The 19,669-nt window shown below is 43.7% G+C and carries 14 protein-coding genes; 6 read left to right on the top strand and 8 right to left on the bottom strand.

Annotation, left to right across the window (positions count from 1 at the left end):
- Positions 1-149: 149 nt before the first annotated feature.
- Both AB4589_RS04765 and AB4589_RS04770 read right to left on the bottom strand, forming a co-directional pair.
- Positions 150-1,850, bottom strand: coding sequence for a GTPase family protein (locus tag AB4589_RS04765; protein ID WP_372099576.1), 1,701 nt, complete (start codon positions 1,848-1,850; stop codon positions 150-152).
- Positions 1,837-2,949, bottom strand: a complete 1,113-nt coding sequence (locus tag AB4589_RS04770; protein WP_372099578.1) for a YcjF family protein — start codon at positions 2,947-2,949, stop codon at positions 1,837-1,839. Before AB4589_RS04770 ends, AB4589_RS04765 begins: the two co-directional genes overlap by 14 nt.
- A gap of 239 nt (positions 2,950-3,188) precedes the next feature.
- On the opposite strand from AB4589_RS04770, the gene AB4589_RS04775 reads away from it, so the two are divergent.
- Positions 3,189-3,713: a peptide-methionine (S)-S-oxide reductase gene (locus AB4589_RS04775; RefSeq protein WP_372099580.1), complete on the top strand. Its 525-nt coding sequence runs from the start codon at positions 3,189-3,191 to the stop codon at positions 3,711-3,713.
- A 228-nt stretch (positions 3,714-3,941) separates the two neighbouring features.
- Here AB4589_RS04775 and AB4589_RS04780 read toward each other — a convergent pair whose 3' ends face one another.
- Positions 3,942-5,714, bottom strand: coding sequence for a sodium:solute symporter family transporter (locus tag AB4589_RS04780; protein ID WP_372099582.1), 1,773 nt, complete (start codon positions 5,712-5,714; stop codon positions 3,942-3,944).
- A gap of 508 nt (positions 5,715-6,222) precedes the next feature.
- Between AB4589_RS04780 and AB4589_RS04785 the strand changes: the two genes are divergently transcribed.
- The 3 genes from AB4589_RS04785 (at position 6,223) to AB4589_RS04795 (ending at position 8,610) form a co-directional block, all read left to right on the top strand.
- On the top strand, positions 6,223-6,837 hold the full coding sequence (locus AB4589_RS04785) for a toxin-antitoxin system YwqK family antitoxin (RefSeq protein ID WP_017103043.1): 615 nt from the start codon (positions 6,223-6,225) through the stop codon (positions 6,835-6,837).
- 144 nt (positions 6,838-6,981) lie between these two features.
- On the top strand, positions 6,982-7,104 hold the full coding sequence (locus AB4589_RS04790; protein ID WP_372099584.1) for a hypothetical protein: 123 nt from the start codon (positions 6,982-6,984) through the stop codon (positions 7,102-7,104).
- Positions 7,105-7,875: 771 nt separating this feature from the next.
- Positions 7,876-8,610 carry an oligogalacturonate-specific porin KdgM family protein gene (locus AB4589_RS04795; RefSeq protein ID WP_009846528.1) on the top strand — a complete coding sequence of 245 codons (735 nt, stop codon included), beginning with the start codon at positions 7,876-7,878 and terminating at the stop codon, positions 8,608-8,610.
- A gap of 137 nt (positions 8,611-8,747) precedes the next feature.
- Here the strand turns inward: AB4589_RS04795 and AB4589_RS04800 are convergent, their stop codons facing one another.
- The 3 genes from AB4589_RS04800 to AB4589_RS04810 form a co-directional block, all read right to left on the bottom strand.
- Positions 8,748-9,464, bottom strand: a complete 717-nt coding sequence (locus tag AB4589_RS04800; RefSeq protein ID WP_009846527.1) for a 3'-5' exonuclease — start codon at positions 9,462-9,464, stop codon at positions 8,748-8,750.
- On the bottom strand, positions 9,464-11,326 hold the full coding sequence (locus AB4589_RS04805) for a DUF294 nucleotidyltransferase-like domain-containing protein (RefSeq protein ID WP_017103045.1): 1,863 nt from the start codon (positions 11,324-11,326) through the stop codon (positions 9,464-9,466). The genes AB4589_RS04800 and AB4589_RS04805 overlap by 1 nt, the downstream gene beginning before the upstream one ends.
- Before the next feature lie 204 nt (positions 11,327-11,530).
- On the bottom strand, positions 11,531-12,250 hold the full coding sequence (locus AB4589_RS04810; protein WP_009846525.1) for a FadR/GntR family transcriptional regulator: 720 nt from the start codon (positions 12,248-12,250) through the stop codon (positions 11,531-11,533).
- Between the two features lie 439 nt (positions 12,251-12,689).
- On the opposite strand from AB4589_RS04810, the gene AB4589_RS04815 reads away from it, so the two are divergent.
- On the top strand, positions 12,690-13,412 hold the full coding sequence (locus AB4589_RS04815) for a FadR/GntR family transcriptional regulator (protein WP_372099587.1): 723 nt from the start codon (positions 12,690-12,692) through the stop codon (positions 13,410-13,412).
- Positions 13,413-13,559: 147 nt separating this feature from the next.
- The gene (locus AB4589_RS04820) at positions 13,560-14,927 is read left to right on the top strand and encodes an MATE family efflux transporter (RefSeq protein ID WP_372099589.1); all 1,368 of its coding nucleotides are present in this window, start codon (positions 13,560-13,562) and stop codon (positions 14,925-14,927) included.
- Between the two features lie 540 nt (positions 14,928-15,467).
- Here AB4589_RS04820 and AB4589_RS04825 read toward each other — a convergent pair.
- Positions 15,468-16,349, bottom strand: a complete 882-nt coding sequence (locus AB4589_RS04825) for an NAD(P)-dependent oxidoreductase (protein ID WP_372099591.1) — start codon at positions 16,347-16,349, stop codon at positions 15,468-15,470.
- 1,165 nt (positions 16,350-17,514) lie between these two features.
- Entirely contained in the window at positions 17,515-19,668 is a 2,154-nt protein-coding gene (locus AB4589_RS04830) for a heparinase II/III family protein (RefSeq protein WP_372099593.1), read from the bottom strand.
- Position 19,669: the final 1 nt, after the last annotated feature.

The raw sequence follows: 19,669 nt of genomic DNA on the forward strand, positions 1-19,669 counted from the left end.
AATTACGCAACAAAGCCCTCAATATCTCTCTAATAAGAGGCGAAGATGGCTGTTTTCTAAAAAGCTATCTTCTAGAAATCTACTAAGCTAAAAACGCCAAGCTCTGATGAGGCTCAAACCTCACCAGAACCGTATTCGCAGTGAATGACTTACTTCTTCTTAACCACTTGTTTAATCGCCATTTCAGCTAACTTCGGAGTCGCGGCTTTCAACGCACTTGGTGCCACCTTCTTACCCGCCTTGACCGCTTTATTCAGTTGGCCTTTAACCGACGTGCCTCTTTTCATGGCTTCTAAACGTTGGCGGTTTCTCTGCACGTTATTTGCGTCAGCGATACGCTCGATCAACGTCTGCCTTAAAGTATCTAAACCAAACTGTACCTTTTCTGGCGCAATCGCCAGCGGTAACACGATATCGGTTTGCAGCAATATATGATTGTATTCGAGCGCTTGAGCAATGATCTTTGCTTTGGTCGATATTGGATTCTCTAAGTCATACGGTGGTTGCCAATCGTCTACAGGCTTTAATCGGTCTACCTGATTCACAACTGACACCACAATCGGCTTCTTGCGTGAGATGTTCTTAGGATCATCATAGAAAGCATCAAATCTATCTTTCAACTGCTTATCCAAATCACGTGCAGACTGATTGGCTTTAAGTACCCACAGCACCACATCGGCTTGGGTCATCTCTTTAAGCATCTGCGCTTCGGTTTTAGGATTGCCATCAAGCCCTTGAAGATCAACCACGCGAACATCATTATCGTCGACAAACGCGTTGTAGACGGTTGATGTATCGGTTGATGGTAGAACATCGACCTCGGCAACCAGCTCTTGCTTAAGAGCGTTGATAAGTGAAGATTTACCCGAACTTGTTTGCCCAACCAGCACGATTCGCACAGGCTCTAACTCAGGAGCAAAGCGTTGTTCGTCGAGTTCAGAAACATCGGACGCTTTAAGTGCTTCATCTTCAATGCTGAAACGTCCGCTATAGAGATCAATCGCCACCGTCGCCACTTCATCTAATAAGGCTTGTTTAGCGGCGTATTGCATGTCATCAACCACACCTCTTGTCATTGAAGATGTCGCTTGCTCTCTCCCTATATCAGAAACAACTTTTAGCGGGTTCAAATAGAGGTTTTTGAGGTGATTCCCCCAAATAGCGGCCTTAACGATCTTCTGCCCTAGTTCGCCATATTTGTCATAGGCTTCGTAGCCCGCCTTAATGTAAGAAACCTTGAGATACTCAATGCCCGGTATATGCTCTCGCACTACCAGTTTGTAGCGTCGGCTGACCTCTTCGAAGAGTTTTAGCCCTTCAGGAATCGAGAAATCGAGCGATTTCTTATCAAACTTTTTCGCCACAAACTCAAGTACTTCTAAACCGGTTTGGTCTAGGTTGCCCCACTCTATGTCGACCATTAATTGTTGGCGTACATGGTGTTTTGAATCATTCCAGATCGACAGTTCTTTTTGAGACCAATCAGTCGAAGCCTTAACCAATGCATCGTTGATATCAGCTTTGTTATGTTGTGATTCAGCTTCAGAACTTCCCTCGCCAAGGCCGTCGCTCTCTTTATTTGAGAAGGGCTCCGTACTTGAAGATCGGCGTGAAGAGTGGCTTGAAGAATCGCGTGAAGAACGACTAGAAATGAACAAGGGAATGGTGAATACCAAGGCACTCACGGCAATGGCAATCGACATTTCGAGTAGGTAACCGTATTTGATCGCCAAGAAGACACCAAAACCCATCATGATAATGCTTGGGAAGATGGCAGAAATCAGAGCAATACCCCAACGACCGCTCGATAGCACCGCCAGTAATCGAAATAGGTTTCTAATTTTCTTCATAGCCCGACGCCGCCTTTCCTTTTTTCAGGGATTCTTTGTAGATCTTCTGCATATCTTCTTCAGACACTTCTTCGCCTTTGTTCTTATGATAGAAGTAAAAACAAGCCGCGCGACCTAAACCATAAGAGGTGCCGAAACTCATTGCCGCTGCAGCCACCGCCCCTACCGTTTGACCATAAACTGGAATCAGCTTTATCAACTGTCGAGTGCCCAGCTTCATTCCGTATTGCAACGCAAAGCTGCTTCCCAGAGTGCCTATCAACTCACTGAAGACTCTCTTGTTCCACTCAACCCCATATTGATTCGCCAAGCTATGAAGCATTTTCGCTTGAATCGCAGGTACCGACACCAACCCAACACCCGGAATCAGGTCGCTCGCTGCCGCACTTCCCGCATACCAAAGCACTTCGTTTTCTACTTGATCAAAGTTGGCTTCTTCTTGCGTGGAATGCTCTTTGTCTTGCACCATCATTCCGATCACCGGAAGAATACTGGTCAGCTTTTCTAACAAGATGTCATAGTTGTAAATTGAACCACTGTTATTGCTCGACTCATCCGTTTCGAAATCGACCGCTACCGATTCAAACTCTTTACCCCAAGCCTTCTCTACTTGGTTGGTGTTGAACTGAACCTGCCTTGCTCGATCTGGTTCACCGGAAGACAACACTGCAGTATGAACAAGCAGCAAGTGTTTAATTTTCTTCTGTTTCTTAATCTGCTTTAGAGCCGCAAGCACTGAGGATTGTTCAGGTTCGTCGGCTTTCATTACAACGACTAACGCATTACCTGCCTGACCAATCTCTTCCAGATCCTCTTTCGCATCATAATTCGCTTCGCTTAGTCCTCTGGTATCGAGAAAGCGCATCACCGGTTTGTCTTGTGGGAATTCGTAAGACATCGCCGTCATGGTACAAGGCGCAAAACCATTGCCGACTTCAACAGAGGAGTCCCCCGTGACCGCTTGAATAAACGATGACTTGCCCGCCCCCGTTTTTCCCAATAGCCACAATGTCGCCAGATGCTGACGCTGGTATTCATGGGCCTGAGTAAGATCTGGGTTCTTGCTCGGATTAATGAAGTCTTTTATTTGGTCAAACATGTTTAGAGTTACGCTCACTTGATGTTGAGATTCGAGTTGATGACAAAGCAATACTGACTTATATAATCACAAATCATATTAAACTTATGTTTGTTCAGTCGCACAGGTTTACAATGCCTAAACGCTTGTTTTTATTTGCGCGCTCATTTTTATAGACGCTTTTTTATACGTGCGGGTATCATCGTATTGATTCACGCATCGAACAAACATCAACAAACACAGAGAAGTAAAAGGTAAGTATGGAACAAATTTATTTAGCTGGCGGTTGCTTATGGGGCGTACAGGAATTTATTAAGTACGTTCCTGGTGTTATCTGCACAGAAGCAGGCCGTGCCAATGGAAGCGCCCAGCTAACAGAAAACGGGACGACACAATGCGATAGCACGCAATGCAATGGCACACAAAGCGATTACGATGGCTACGCGGAGTGTGTCCAGATTGAGTTTGATCCGAGCACCACGTCAGTCACGGTTTTGATGGAGCATCTGTTTGAGATCATCGACCCATACAGCGTAAACAAACAAGGGGTTGATGTAGGCGAGAAATATCGCACGGGTGTATACAGCACTAGCGCCTTGCACTTATCAGAAGCTGCGAGCTACATTGCATCTCGTGATGACGCAGACCGTATCGCACTCGAGATATTGCCGTTAACTCACTATGTTGCCAGTGATGATATCCACCAACATCACCTAAGCCAGTTCCCTGAAGATCACCACTTGTGCAATATCCCTTGGGAACTGCTGCATAAGTATAAATCCTAGGCTTAAACGTTACGCCTTGAGCCTAGAAACAGAACACTAAAAAGCCCCAATAAGCATTTACCTATTGGGGCTTTTTAAATTATTTCAGTATGAGCTAAAGCCAGAAAGCTTATTGAGTGATTTTCAAAAGCTCTCCGTACATATCACATTAAACTTTGGCAGTTCAAACGAACGGCTACCGCAATCGGTAGCCGCTGTAAAAAGTTATAGTTTTTGATTTAAAAGGAATTAGCCTTCGGCTGGCGTCACTTCGTCTTGTTGCTCGACTTTGTCATCGACCGCTTTAACAAGTAACAGACCGACAGAGAACACAATCAAACCACACAGAACGAATACCATGCGTCCCCACATTGGGTTTGGCAGTACAAACATAGTCATTACGCCCACACCCGCTACCGCGATAAGTGAACCCAACATACGACGTTGCTTGTTATCCAGTTTCTTCTGTTCATTACTCTCAGCAACTAACGGTGTCGCTAGGTTATTGAAGAACTTGTCGACGTCTTTCTCACGGTGTTCCGGTAATGGCTTGTAGAACAGTGTTGAAAGAACGAAGAAGCCAGCAGTAAATACGATGTGACCGATAAGGCCGATAGCCACTTTCAGGTCAGCCCACTCACGGCCAGTTAGTTCGTTTAGACCGAACCAGTTTTGAATCATGTCCGCTGTGATAACGAAACCAACGAAGTAAGAAACCACACCACCGACTACTAGCGTACCCCAACCTGCCCAATCCGGTGTTTTACGGATGAAAAAGCCACAGAATGCTGGAATTGTCATAGGGAAGCCGATCAATGCGCCCACGTACATCATGGTGTCGAAAAGGCTCAGACCTTTAAGAGAGTTGATGAACAGAGCAACCAAGATGATCGCGATGCCGAAGAAAGTAGACGTTAGCTTAGAAACAACCATTAGCTCTTTCTCTGTCGCTTTAGGACGAAGAATCGGCTCGTAGAAGTTCTTAACAAAAATACCTGAGTTACGGTTTAGACCAGAGTCCATTGAAGACATAGTCGCAGCAAACATAGCGGCAATCAGAAGGCCAACCATACCTGCAGGCATGTATTCTTGAACAAAGTAAAGGTAAGCGAAGTCAGCGGCTTTGCTGCCAGCTTCTGGGTAAGCTGCTGCTAAATCAACACCTTGACCTGCCATGAACCAAGAAGGCATGAACCAGATGATTGGACCAAGCGTCATTAGTACACAAGCAAGCAGTGCCGCTTTACGTGCGTTGTTTGAGTCTTTCGCTGCAAGGTAACGGTAAGAGTTCAGCATGTTATTGGTGATACTGAACTGCTTCAAGAAGATGAACACCGCCCAGATGCTGAAAATGCTTAGGTAGTTAAGGTTATCACCCGTAATAAATGAATCGGTTGGGAAATCATTGATGATTTGCGTGACACCGCCACCGTGGTAGACCGCTACTACAGCACACGTTACCGTTACCGCCATGATGATAACCATCTGCATAAAGTCAGATGCGATTACCGCCCAAGAGCCGCCTGTTACTGACATTACCAGTACAACCAGACCCGTTAGGACAATCGTCGTTGTCATATCAAAGCCGAAGATACCCGATGCGATGATCGCAAGGCCGTTCAACCAGATACCAGCAGAGATAACGCTGTTTGGCATGCCAGACCAAGTAAATACTTGCTCATTCACCTTACCAAAACGCATACGAATCGCCTCAATTACCGTCACAACGCGCAGTTGGCGGAACTTCGGAGCGAAGTAAAGGTAGTTCATTAGGTAACCGAATGCGTTCGCGATGAAGATAATCGCTACGGCAAAACCATCGGTAAAAGCTTTACCTGCTGCACCTGTAAATGTCCAAGCACTGAACTGGGTCATAAATGCGGTTGCACCTACCATCCACCACAGCATATTACCTCCCCCACGGAAGTAATCACTTGTCGTACTTGTAAACGTTCGGAACATCCACCCTATTGCAATTAAGAATAGGAAGTAGATGCCAACTATCAGGGTATTGAGTTCCATCTTGAGACCTTTATTTATGTTTTTTATTGAGGTCACTATAGATAGATGGCAAGCATATTTGTACTACAATAATCCAAATGCGTGACAGTGATCTTACAGTCTGACACTCAATTAATCATACAAGTGATCGAGTTCAAAGTTGCACCACCTACGAGCATAATTCCTCAAGTGAGTGCAGCCATCCGTAGTGGATTTCGACAAAAACCCCGAAAAACATGAACAAAGTCTCTAAAAATCAAAGAATACTCGTTAAAAATTATTATTCGTCACGGTCAAAGCTCAAATGCGAACAACAAAAAAATCGTTAGATATAATTTATAAAAATGAATCAAACCAACATATTTGTAGTACAAATATGATTGGATATTTGCTTTTAAAAGTTCCCTATATTAGGTAGCTAATAATGAAAACTTGAAAACCACTATTAGATACTGACAGGGATACACGGAAGTGAAATGCTTTTAACACACCCGTTACAGTTTCTCTCGTCCATTAAAAAGGTGTCATTATGAAGAAATACGTTCCAATCTTAATTGCTCTTAGTACGATGTCTTCTATGAGCTATGCAGCCACCAGCAATGATGATGTTGTTGTTGACTATTTGCAGATGCGAAAAGGCGTGGCTTACCAAGTCAACCATTCAAAGCCATTTACTGGCCAATTTGAAGAGAAGTTCGATAACGGCCAAATCGCGACCAAAGCCCAATTTTCCGATGGTCTAGAACTTGGGTTAGAAACAAATTGGTATCAGAATGGCCAAGTCGCTTCTAAAGTGAATTACGTTAAAGGTAAACTGCAAGGCAAGGCTGAAACCTGGTATCCCAACGGTCAGAAAAAAGCTGAGCTCAGCTATAAAGACAATGAGCTGTCGGGTGCTGGCTCTCGTTGGTATCCGAATGGCGAACAAAGCCTAACAGCCGAATTCAGTCACGGGAAAACAAATGGATTAGTAACGAACTACTACCCTAATGGCAATAAGGCTAGCCAAGCGAAATTTGATGAAGGCGAAGTAGCAAACGGGAAACTCACTCGCTGGAATACTAACGGTGACAAGGTTGAAGAACTGACCTTTAAAGACCACAAAATCACGTCTAAACAAGTTTGGATGCCGACAGAAAGCTAGTCCAGTATAAGTTTGTGCTAAGGGCTAGTTTACTGAGACTGTCCTAAATCCTGTATAATTGGCCCATAGCACTGCTCTTCCTGAGCGCATATTACTAGAACGGACTGCATTGTCATGAGGCTACTTTTCAGAGGTAATCTCAGCGTGAATAACGTTGATCTTATCTATCAACCTCACCTCTTCGTACCTGATACATTGAAAAGTGCAACTGCAGTAGTGGGTCAAACGGATTCACTTGAACGTGCGGTGAGCAACCGAAAAGCTTAATCGTTAATCGTCTTGATAGATGCCCCAGATAACCCTCAACTCAAATTTCAGACAAAAAAACGCTCATGTTGCCTGTATCAACATGAGCGCAAGGGCAGATCTTCACTACCATGTCCTACCTTTCTAAACGAAAGCAGAAGTTATAATTAGAATAGTTGGGAGCAATAATTAAGGTGTCACCTAAAACACCTTAATTATTTGTTTTAACATAGACTGAAGACTGACAGCCTTCTCCACCTCTAGCTTACTGTCCCCAAAACAGATAAAGCCCACATGTTTCAATTCATTCAAAAATTCACATCGTCGATGGTTCATCCGACAGCATTAGACAACCTGCCCTCATACCAATCTCAAATTCAAGATCAGCTTTGTCGCTCAGCCATCATAGTGATCTTATTCACCCACCACTCGAACGCCAAGAACAATAATGTATTACAAATAAAATCTACAGTGAAACATTACTATTTTTGCTATAGCGCACATTACAGAAAGAAGCCCTAACAAATAAATTAATATTTATTCTTTTAAAACAATGGATTACTTAATCCTATCAATTTGTAACGATCTGTGTAAATGAGATTTATGATAACAACAAGATCTAATTCACAGATCGACCTTCACATTATCTATAGCATATTTGTATTATTTTAATGCAAACAGGACTCGGCGAATTCAACAGATTCAAAAAGACTGTTGCATTAATCAAACGAATTACCCTATTTGGCTCGAACTTGAGGCCAATACTCAACCTATAAATATGGAATTAATACCATGAATAAAACTAAAATCGTGATTGCTGTGGCATCTGTACTCGCTGCTGGCTCTGTATCTGCGGCGTCTTTCGATATGAGACACGAATACAAGAGTCATACAGATCAACACGCTACTCGTGTAAAACTGGGCGATAGCATTGGCAACTTCCTTGTAGATATCGAAGCGAAATTCAAGGGAGAAGACGGCGAGTTTATGGAAGATTTGAAGAATAATGGTTGGGAACTTGGTCTTAATTATCGCCATGTGCTTAACGATAACTGGACGATGACTTACGGTATGCCAATAGAAGGTCGCGAGTCTGGTGTCACATACAAACCTCAAGTTCGCGCGACATACAGTGTCGACAGCATTGACGGTTTAAGCCTAAGTGCACGTTACCGTTACGATATGAGACAGAACACAAAATCAATTGCAACTGACTCAGACGGCAAGCCAATCTTAGATAACGGCTACTTAACTTATCAAAACGATGAAAACCAACGTCGCCATCGCTTAACAGCAAACATCAACTACTCAATGGAGAACTGGCGTTTCGGTTTTGAAGGTAACTACTACAAAGCAGATGATTACAACATCTACGACAACGATGATACAAACTACGAGTTAAATGCAAGTATTCGCCACATTATGGGTCAATGGGCACCATATGTAGAGTTTGGTGATGTGAGTACTTCATCGACTAAAGCGACTCGTGAACTGCGTAGCCGTGTTGGTCTAACTTACAGCTTCTAATCGATAGCTATATAAATAATCTAAGATAATTACTGTCCTAATTTTCTAAGACCTAAACAAAAGCCAGCTTAATCGCTGGCTTTTCTTCTTTCAAATCAGGTCATTCAACAATGATTCACTTACAGGAAGGTACAACCCTAACGGCTGATCCGATATAAAAAGGAAAGTGTCACTTCATCATTAGGCACGACTCGCTTCTGCTGAGCCAAAAACAATTCCGCTGTCGAAACGGCATCGGCTAATGCATTGTGGCTGTTGTACTCAGGAAGCCCATACCTGTCTCGCGTACCCGCTAGAGTTAAATCCACCTCTTCATGGTTACTGATCGCTTTCTCCATGCTCTTCTCAATACATAGTGTATCTAGCCAAAGTAAAGGCAACTGCCTTAAGCCATAGCATCTTAATAGATACTGGCTAATGAACTTCTCTTCGACCACACAAGCGTGCGCGACGATGATCTTACCTTTTGCGGCTTCGAAAAACGTCAGCATAGCATCATGAATTGAAGCGCCCTCTTCCAGCATTTGTGGTGTGATGTGGTTGATAACTGCAGTTTCAGCATTGATCTGCGAATCGTTATCCAGATAAATATGCTTGGCGGACGCTAAGTCTATTCGCCCCTTGACCACATCGACCCAACCCATAGATAGAATAAGGTCTTGCTCGCTGTCTAAGCCTGTAGTTTCAAGATCTAAAACGATATATTCGCTATCTTTGGCCAAGTCCGTCATCTCTGGGCAAGGTTGATCCACAAGAGCATGTAACGCCTCTGGCAGCTTAACCGTATTCAAATATTGCTTTCGTGTGCGCTTAATTTTCTCAAGAGGATGAAAGTAATTTAAAAACGATTTCATTAGCGTGCTCCGAAACGGATTTTCGCGGCTTCTTGAAGGTCAGCAATGATCCTAAAGGCATCTTTCAAGTGTTTACGCTCAAAGCTACCAAAGCTATCTGGGTTGATGTTGTTGTCAGGCACATCCCCGTTCTTCAGCGCTTCAAGTTGATGACCAAATCGGAAAGAGAGAATGAACTGGTAAGAGCCCAGAATGTTCTTGAATGCGTCGTCGCTCAGCATGCCTTTTTCATTGGCAGCTGCGAAACGTTCATCGGTTGCTGACAAATCACATTCCACCGCTAATCCGTAAATACGCGCAAGATCAATAATCAAGTTAATGGCGTACTTCTTCACATTGAGTGTTTTCTTGTTCTCACCCGATTTCTCTAGAACCAAACTATTGAAAATACCCAATGGCGGGTTGGTGTTTACCGCATCTTTCACTAGTGTGCTTAAAAACTCACGGTTACTGCGAATGTTAGAATGCAACTCATCACGAAGAATGCCTTCGAACTCACTGTTGCCATAGATGGTTCGAATTTCTAGGAACACACTGATGTTGAGTAAGCGTTCGTACTCAGGGTTAGCCACCCACTTCTTGTAGTAGTGCTTCCAAACGCTGAGTGGCTGACACCATTTTGGTGTCGCAGCCATGAATTTACCCGGACACAATGGATAATCACAACTCGCTAATCCGTTAGTCACCATCATCGCTAAATGTTTGAAGTAAATACGGTCACTGTCTGTCGCATCGTCAGAGAGTACAATCGCACTATCTTGATCCGACAGCATATGGACTTCATTACGAGCGTGCGAGCCCGCAACAATCCAAGAAAAATCACAAGGTGGTGGGCCTAACTTATCAATCGCTATCTGAATCAATCGGCGTGTGTAGGCGTCCATAATCATGGTCATGACCTTACCTACGGTTTCCGGTGCAACCTTGCCTTCCACCAGCGCTTCAAAAATAGCTTGTCGCTCTGGGGTAAACGAAGACATGGTTTTCACACTGCCCGCGTATTTGATTTTCTCGATTAAGAAGATCGCTTGGACACGGTGGTTTTGAACTAAGTGAGACGTAGTGAGAAGACCAACGACCTTATTCTCTTTCACAACGGGCAAGTTACGGATGTTGAATTGCATCATTATAGACGCAGCATGCAGCACCAGATCATCCGGTTTTACCGTCAGTGGAGAATGCGTCATCACCTCGGAGATCAGGCTATCAGTGCTGACACCGTGGGCGATCACTCGCTTAGTCATGTCACGGTCAGTAATCAAACCAACAATGGTTTCACCCTCATAGATCACGGCACATGGCGAGCGTTGATGAAGCATTTCAACCGCGACCGACTGAATAGTTTGTTCAGACTTAACGATAGCCACCTGCCCGCTTGCCACTTCTTCAACCTTACGAATGAACAAGCCTTTTTCTTTATTTGACCACACAACATCAAGTGCCGACTTCAACCGAACCTGCGCCTGTGATGCAAAGTGTTCTGCGCAGCTTGGGAATGCCTTGAACAACGCTTGAAGCGCCGAATGTGGAATCACATAAAGTAAGCTATTTTCGATTGCGATCGCTCTGTAGCCTTTCTCGTCATTAACTTCAGAATCTAAGAACGTAAAGCCGAACAAGTCTTCACTGCCTAAACGAGCACGAAGTACACCGTCTGACTTTCTTTGCTCCATAGAACCAGTTCGGATGATGTAAAGCGACTTTTCTTTACCCGACTCACATAGATCAACCACATCCCCCTTGCCGAGATAAGTGATCTGAACATTGGAGGCAAGTTCACGAAGTGCTTGTTTAGGGATCTTATCGAAAGGATCTATCTGACCGATAAATTGAAGAATATTTGGCAAAAGAGATTGAGGCATAACCATACTCGCATTTGTTTGATTAGTATTATTATATAATTAATATATCGAGTTGCGAGTTGATTTTTAGGTTGAATAGCAGAATTGATCAAGTTTTAGAGATCAGAATAAGAAGTGCAATGTCAGAAACATAAAAATACAGATACAAAAAAGCACGCTAAATGCGTGCTTTAAAATTTGTAAGGGCACATCAAGTGCTTTCAGTTAGCTTGTTACAGGCAATCGGTGGTTTGATTCTTGCAAGTGACTTGCCGAAACTTGGCGTGCTTTATCACTATTGCCTGCCATAATGGCTTCGTATATTGCGCGATGTTCGTTAATGCATGTGCTGCCTTCTTCTGAAGAGTGCACAATAAAGTTAACAAACATCGTCGTCAATATGTTGCCAAACGGTAAGTAGAAATCATTACCCGTTGCATTGAAGATAAGGCTATGGAACTTCATATCAATATCTAACCAGCGAGCTTGATCAAGCGTTTCTTCGCTAGAAATTTCTACCATTTTTTGGAAAATTTCTGATAATTCAATACGTTGCTCTGCAGTTGCAAACTTAGCTGCCAATGCACACGCTTCAGGTTCAATCGCACGACGTAAACCTAAAAACTGATGACAAAACTGATCGGTATCAGCTAGTCCATCCATCCATTCGATAAGCTGAGGATCTAAAAAGTTCCAGTATGCACGATCAACAACGCGAGTGCCGATTTTAGGGCGTGACTCTAAAAGGCCTTTTGAAGTTAGAAGTTTCACCGCCTCTCGCAACGCCGTGCGGCTAATACCAAACTGCTCACACAGAGCCATCTCACCAGGGATAATCGAACCCTGAGGTAAATTACCCGACAAAATACCACGAGCGATTTCACGTGCCACCTGCACATGAAGGCTTCGCTTAGAGCCTGAAATAGATTTGAAAGTTTCTGCCATGAGTCTACTTACTTATTAGATATGTATTATTTAACTCGTACTATAGCACTGAAAGTATAATGCACCAAATGAGGGGGATAATAACGTGAGCTCCCTTATACTCTATGGTTCTATCAAAATCCCACAAACTTTTAGAAGCTTATCACTACCAGTCGTACCTTCTTATTTATACATACAAATAGTTCCTATTTACGCAATTTTGGCATGCGTAACATCACAAAAATCACCTTAACTTGTGAGTTCCCCTTCACTGCGACGCATTTCTATCGTTGTACACTTGATTGAACTAGGTGTTATTGTATGATTTATTAAAATAATAGGTGACTGTAGATGTTTGACTCGATAGCCGCTACAAGCATTATCCCTCAAGCTTAAAGTCGCGCTAACTTAAATCTATCCGCTGTTTTTATACTTAATACGTCAGCCTGAGGTGGTTTATATGGCTATATTTTCATTGGTGGAAGATTCAAGCCGCCGAATTCATGTCCAAGTCGCGAGACAAATTGCTCGCAAAATCTTGTCTGGCGAGCTGAAAGAAAATCAGAAGTTACCTAGCGAAATGGAGTTGTGCGAGATCTTTGGAGTCAGCAGAACTGCCCTTCGAGAATCCACTAAGCTGCTTTCAGCAAAAGGGTTGATTGAATCAAAGCCTAAAGTGGGCACTCGTATCAAACCAAGAACGCAATGGCACTTTTTAGATCCTCAATTACTGTATTGGATCCAAGATTTAGAAGACACCAAACCCTTCTTATCTCAATTCTTGGGCTTAAGAAAAGCGATTGACCCAGAAGCATGTGCGCTTGCGGCATCCAACGCTACGGTAGAGCAACGCAAAGAGCTTTCGATCCTTTTCCAAAAGATGACCATTGCCGCAAACGGCTTTGATTATCAAGAGTGGACAACCAACGATCATCTGTTTCACCAAACGATTTTCTTATCGACGGGTAACCAGTTTTACATTCCGTTCGCGAACATTCTTTCGACAATTTTCAAACAGTTTATCGACCACTCTGCCGAAGGCGGTCGCTTCTGTTTAGAAGAGCACAAAGCGATATACGATGCGATTATGTCAGGCAATGCGAATCAGGCTCGAATAGCCTCTCAAGCTTTACTTGATGATGAAAATCAAAAGCTGTCTAGGGTTGAATTAGCCATCGCATAACCAAGATTGACCAGACTGACTCGTGTATCCCAATACACGAGTCAGTCAGTTTTAGCGCCCATTTTTAACCATCCATTACCGTAGTGTTTCATCTTTAAATGTTGAACTCGGGTCCTCTCAGAGAAAACTTACGGTTACACACATAAGGTGTTGTTTGTGTCTACACAATCGTATGTAAGGAAAAATTTCTCTCTCGCCTGGCCCCTAGCCCTAAACGGTATATTGATGCAGTCGATGTTGATGATCGATACGCTGCTGGTTTCTCCTCTTGGTGAAATACCTTTGGCTGCCATGGGAATTGCGACCACTATGGTTGCCTTTGTACTCGGTATTCAAATGGCGCTGGCAAACGGCACTCAGCTAGTATTGAGCCGCGCCGTGGGTTCTGGCATTACCGCTTCATTATCCAAAGCGTTTTGGGCAGGTCTGTTCATCAACTTAGGTATCGCGACAATATTTTGGTTTCTGCTCACCTTTTTAGAACAGCCTTTAATTCAAGCCTTAACCGACGATAAAGCCCTTTACTTAGAAATCAGCCACTACCTTGATATCTCAAAGTATCTCGTCATTTTCACAGCATTAACGCAAGTAATTATCGCCCTATTTAATGCATTAGGAAGAACCAAAATACCGTTTAAAGGGTATTTGATTGAATTGCCGATCAACGCTGTACTTTCTTATGGACTCATTCACGGCTTTTCAAATTTCGAAGGTATTGGTGTTCAAGGCGCCGCGCTAGGCAGTGTTATTGCTATCACCCTTCGCCTTGTGTATCTGGTTCTTTGCGTGTATTTGAGCTCGGCAATTTCACTCAAATTAGACGCCCTGCGATCTGAGTTCATGACAAACGTTCGTCGTCACTTTATCGAGATATTCCCTGTCGCAGCAAATGTAACCATGCTATTGATTGGCGCAACGATTTATCAGTTACTGTATTCGCAACTTAACATCAACGCGTATGTTGCGATTACTTTGGTGATGCCTTGGATCAGGGCTGTCTCTCAATTTATTACTGCTTGGGCTCACTCTTCCGCAATTACTATCAGCCAAGCGATTGGCTCTAAAAAGATGGATGACCTAGTCAAAAACGTCGATACCAGTATTGATATTGCGGTCGTCATTTCTTTTGTGTGTGCAATCTTGTTCGCAGGATTAAGTCTGGTTATTGGTGACATTTACCCTAACTTGGATGAGTCTACCTATCAAGCATTGGCCGTTATCGCCCCACTCTACATCTTCTTGCCGATTGTCCGTGGCTACAACACAGTCCATGGAAATGTATTGAGAGCACTAGGAAAAACAACCGCAGTCTTCAAAATCAACTTTACTGGTCAATGGGTAATTTCAATTCCATTGTGTGCATTGATCATCTTTGGATTAGACGGCTCTATCTTTTGGGCATTTGCCATTCAGCCCTTTGAAGAGTTAGTAAAAGCGCTGCCCTTCAGACATCTTGCTCGCAAGTCATTGAGAGAGTTCGACTCAAACAAAGCCAACGAATTGATGTATGACTGATCGCCACCAAAAAGTAACAAAGTTACTGTCCCGATAAAATGTCTGAACTGCTTGTGTAGTCTCAGGCTTATCTCATTTAGATCGATATAGCTCAAACGAAGAGCCTAGACATTTCACTACGCCATAAAGAATAAGGCTGCATTAAGTCCTAGTAAACAATAATGGTAACCTTGCTAGTCACCGTATATTCCTCATTATCAAATGGCGTTGAGTGGGTTATCGTTCGGGTTATTGCCCTCTTTGAGCAATACCTGACAATACGTGTGTCTATATACTAATTATTGGGCAAACATCGCCTTGTAATTTCATAATCTCATATCACCAGTTGATCCTTATGTTCATGTTCATGTTCATGTTCATGTTCATGTTCAACACATTAGCGAATCAGATACCCAACTCTACAAACCCGTTTTCATTCTTCCCACTCTTCATTAAGTACACTTCCTTAAAAAATATCGTTCCAAGAATGTCTAAAAACAAGCATAAAAAAACCCACTCAAATGAGCAGGTTCTTTATCCAACCGTGTCTAAACGACGTGATTACTTCTCTAGTTTAGCGAAGTAGTCGAAGATTACTGGTACGTCGTTTTGACCAAGGCCAGCATCTACAGCAGCTTGTAGGCTTGTTGCGGTACCTTGAGCGATTAGAGACTCAGTACCTAGCTCTTCGCAAAGAGCAAGGAAGTAACCAAGATCTTTGTTTGCGTTAGCAACAGAGAAACCTAGCTTCTCTTCGCCGTCTACCGCGTAGAATTTACAGAATTGCATGAACGGAGAGTTAGATGGACCTGCAGACATAATGTCAAACAATTGCTGACCATCAACACCAGCGCGTTGAGCGACAGCGAAAGCTTGAGACATAGTCGCAACCGTTGTCATACCCATGAAGTTGTTTACAAGCTTAGTCACGTGACCAGCACCTAGAGCGCCAAGGTGGAATACGTTTTCGCCTTGCTCTTCAAGAACAGGTTTAACTTTGTTGAAAGTTTCCATGTCGCCAGCAGCCATGATGTTCAGAAGACCATCTTTAGCATGGGCTGGAGTACGACCTAGAGGTGCGTCGATCATACCCGCGCCTTTTTCAGCAAGAGCTGCGCCGATTTGCTTAGTAGAAGCAGGGATAGACGTACCGAAGTCTACGAGTACTGCACCTTCTTTGATGCCCGCTAGAACACCGTCTTCGCCGTAAACGATTTTTTCAACAACAGCAGAGGTGGTAAGGCAAAACTGAACAATATCACTTGCAGCTGCAAGCTTTTTAGCGGAAGTGAAAGCTGTAGCATTGCCACGAGCAGTAACACGAGCCATCGCTTCTTCGCTTAGATCCATTACGTTTACGTGGTAACCGCGTGTTTGCAGGTTTTCAACCATGTTGCCGCCCATAAGACCTAGGCCAATGAAACCGATTACAGGTTTAGTCATGTTCAACTCCAAATATGTTATTGTATGATTATATGCTCATTATAATAACTAGCCGAATCCGCTAAGGCAACCGTTTTAGGACTTTCGTGCGTGATCCAGCGCATGAATTTCGAATGCGGATACTGACATCACTTATCGAATTGGCCTCATATAAACCCAAAGAATAGGTCTTGTGATTAATAAGTGACAAATCAGATAGCAACTCAGTCTTTCGTCCTTCATATCCGACAATATCTAACCGGATACGAATCAGTAAATCACTTACTGATAAAGCTTGATAGGTTTAATTAGTGTACATTCCTATCGTTCTGACCAAAGAAAAATGAGTCAGGCACACTCTTAAAGTTCCCCCCAATAAATCAAAGCGTCTGACACCTTTCCCTGCCCCCTAAAGGTACTAGAGTAGCTCACAACAAGAACTTGCCGAGTCAAGAATAATGCGGCAAAAACACTGTCATTTTTCAACAACCTTATCCAGTAAGTAATAAATTTCGGACAATACAACACCACCAATTGTATTACTTATAAGTTCTAAAAGTCATTGGAAGTTATCGTAACAATACTCGTAGAACCAGATAACAACGTTCATTTTGTTAAATCGTTTCGTTGTCAATGCGCCGCTGCAGCATTAAACGTTTCTCTAAATTTAGGGGCTGTTGATCTTTCGAGCTGGGTTTTGTAGCATCTTGTGGAAAATTTATACAAGGAAGAGGCTTTGACGTGTAGCTGGCCTACATGAAAAGCCGATAACGCTGTAGAAATGAACCACAAGAGCTGCCCGAAGGGTTCGGCTAAAATCGTTTTATGCTTTGTTGAAGAATATTTGCTTAGAATGACTAAGCTACATACTCTTCGCCGCGCCTAAAACGATTTTATCTCGAACAAAACTTAACCACGAAAGGTCAACAGCCCCTAGTCATCAACCCTAAACATCAGATGTAAATTGAATCCAATTAATTCAAACGATCTCACCCTCAAACCACACGAATAAAAAAACCGAGCAACTCGCAGTGAGTTACTCGGTTTGACTTATTCCCGATGTTTCAGTCGTTGTTGGTATCAACGAACGATTTTTCAATCACGACTGAATTTCAATGTGATGCTTCGTTCCCGCAAAGCACCACATCAATACATGCCCTCGTTAAACAGCATGTATGTTAATCATTTACAGTTGAGCAAATGATCCTTCCCACGAGTATGCCTCACCCGCGAACTCAACAGTGTGAGTTGCTTGCTGCGTGTCTTCAGCTTGGTTTGAAATACCGTAATGGTAAGTGTTACCAGAAGTAGTCTGAATGCGAACAACAGTCCCGACACTGTTATGGCCCACAACAGACACTGATTTAACCAGACCACGGGCGCCTACAGAGGCTTCGATAGACTCGTTAAAGTAACCATGCGTTTCTAGTACAGAAGCAAACACGTGGTTTTGACCAGACTGACGTAAGATAAGCGCAGGCTCACTCTTAAGGTTAAAGTCTGGATCGTTAGCACCAGTGCGAGCAAAGATTACTTCACTGCCCGCATTCGCACTGGTTACTAGGCTGTAGTAACTGCTGTCATGTAGCCAGCTCACCAGAGAGCCCTCTTGGTTCACTTTGCCTGAAGCAACGTTCCATAAGTGCTGGTAACCGTTGTCTTCACCTAGCGGCTTCAGCGTGCTTTCGATGTTGTAGTCGAAGTCAGTACGGATGATTTGACCCGAGTGGTGAACGGGTAGGTCGTACTGGTGTTCAGCGTCAGCTTCGATACGGTATACATCGATAACTAGTGGCTTCTCGAACTCAGGAAGTTCAGCAAGAATCACGCTGCGTTGCATGTCTACGCCGGTGTAGTACTCAGAAATTGTGCCGCTCATACCTTGCAGAGACTGGTCGTCTGCTACGAAGAAGTGCTTCTGACCAAACTTAGATTCAGCCAATGCCGTATCGAAGTTGTTCTGTGTTTTCTGATCAACCGTTACTGTGTTGTGAGCAACTGTCTGCTTACAGTAAGACTTGTTCTCTGGGATGTAACGACCGCCAAACTTAGGCTCAACGTTTACCCAGCGACCGAAGCCGTAATCGTGCAGCACTTCGTGGCCACGGTTGAATACGCTTAGGTGTAGCCCATCGTAGTGACCGTGGTCTAGCGCAGAGTGGTACTGGTGATCGCTGCCGTGTTGACCAAACCAAATCAACGCCATCGTGTCGTCGTCTTGTTCGTCACGGTGACGAAGAATGCTTACGCCGCCTTTTTCGCCTTCAGGGCCGTCCGTTACAAACAGGCTACCCCAGTTGAATGCTTTGATGTCGTCTGCTGCATTGACAGCGTCAGATAGCGTTTTACCTGAAACATGGACCCAAACATCTTGTTGGTGATTAGCCATACCAAGTAAAGTTTCAGTCTGCTCATAGCGGTGGTAACACACAGACGTTGCCATAATGACGCCTTCATCGTTAATAGAAATCGTCTTCGATGAATCGTTCAGAGCTGGCAATGTACCGTCTGGGAATGCCGTTTTAAATACCGCGTAAGACGTTGTCTTGATCACTGAGTCGTTGAATTCATAAATACCAAGATCTGGCTGACGACGTTCAATCGCTTCTGCGAACAAGTAGATTGGACGTAGTGAGAAACGGTGGTAGTAAGGACCTTCCATGTAGTAGCCGTCTGGCGAAAACAGTTGGTCAAGTTGCGCTAAGAAACCGCCGCTTACTTTGTCGAGTTTCAGGCCGTAAAGCGCTTTGTCTACTGACTCTTGATCGTTGATTGCGTAACCACAGATACCTACCGCTGCCACAGCCCATAAGCCGTGGTTGTGTACGATATCGAAGTCGTGTGCGTAAGTAACAACAAACATTTCGATCATTTGCTTAAGAAGATCGTCTTCAATCAGACGCTTTTGTTCTTCAGAAATGGTGTGGTAGATGCAGCTGTACGCACAAGAAGCGTAAAGCATCCACATGTTTTCGTTCAACGTTTGGTGGAACAGCTTACCCGGAGGGTTAGAGTCACGGCTTACGTTGCTTTCAAGTGTTGGGTACACCGTCGCGTACGCTGTTAGCATATCAACGATGTAATCACGGTACTTTGTTTCCTCAGTGATAAGGAACAAACGGCCCGCTAGATCCATATGGATGTAGTTTTGCTTGTGACGGTTGTGCTCGTAACCGCCGCCTTCACCGTGACCTGGTACTTCAATGCCAACTTCCGCCATGTAAGCGTCAGTTTGTTTAATGTCGCGAGTCAGTGCGTTACCTAAAAGGCTATCCTTGCCAAGTTCTTTACGAAGCTCTGCTGCTTCCTCAAAGTTAAGTAAAAGTGGTTGATAGCTCATT

Source organism: Vibrio sp. 10N.222.49.A3 (assembly GCF_041475145.1).
Taxonomy (GTDB): domain Bacteria; phylum Pseudomonadota; class Gammaproteobacteria; order Enterobacterales; family Vibrionaceae; genus Vibrio; species Vibrio tasmaniensis_A.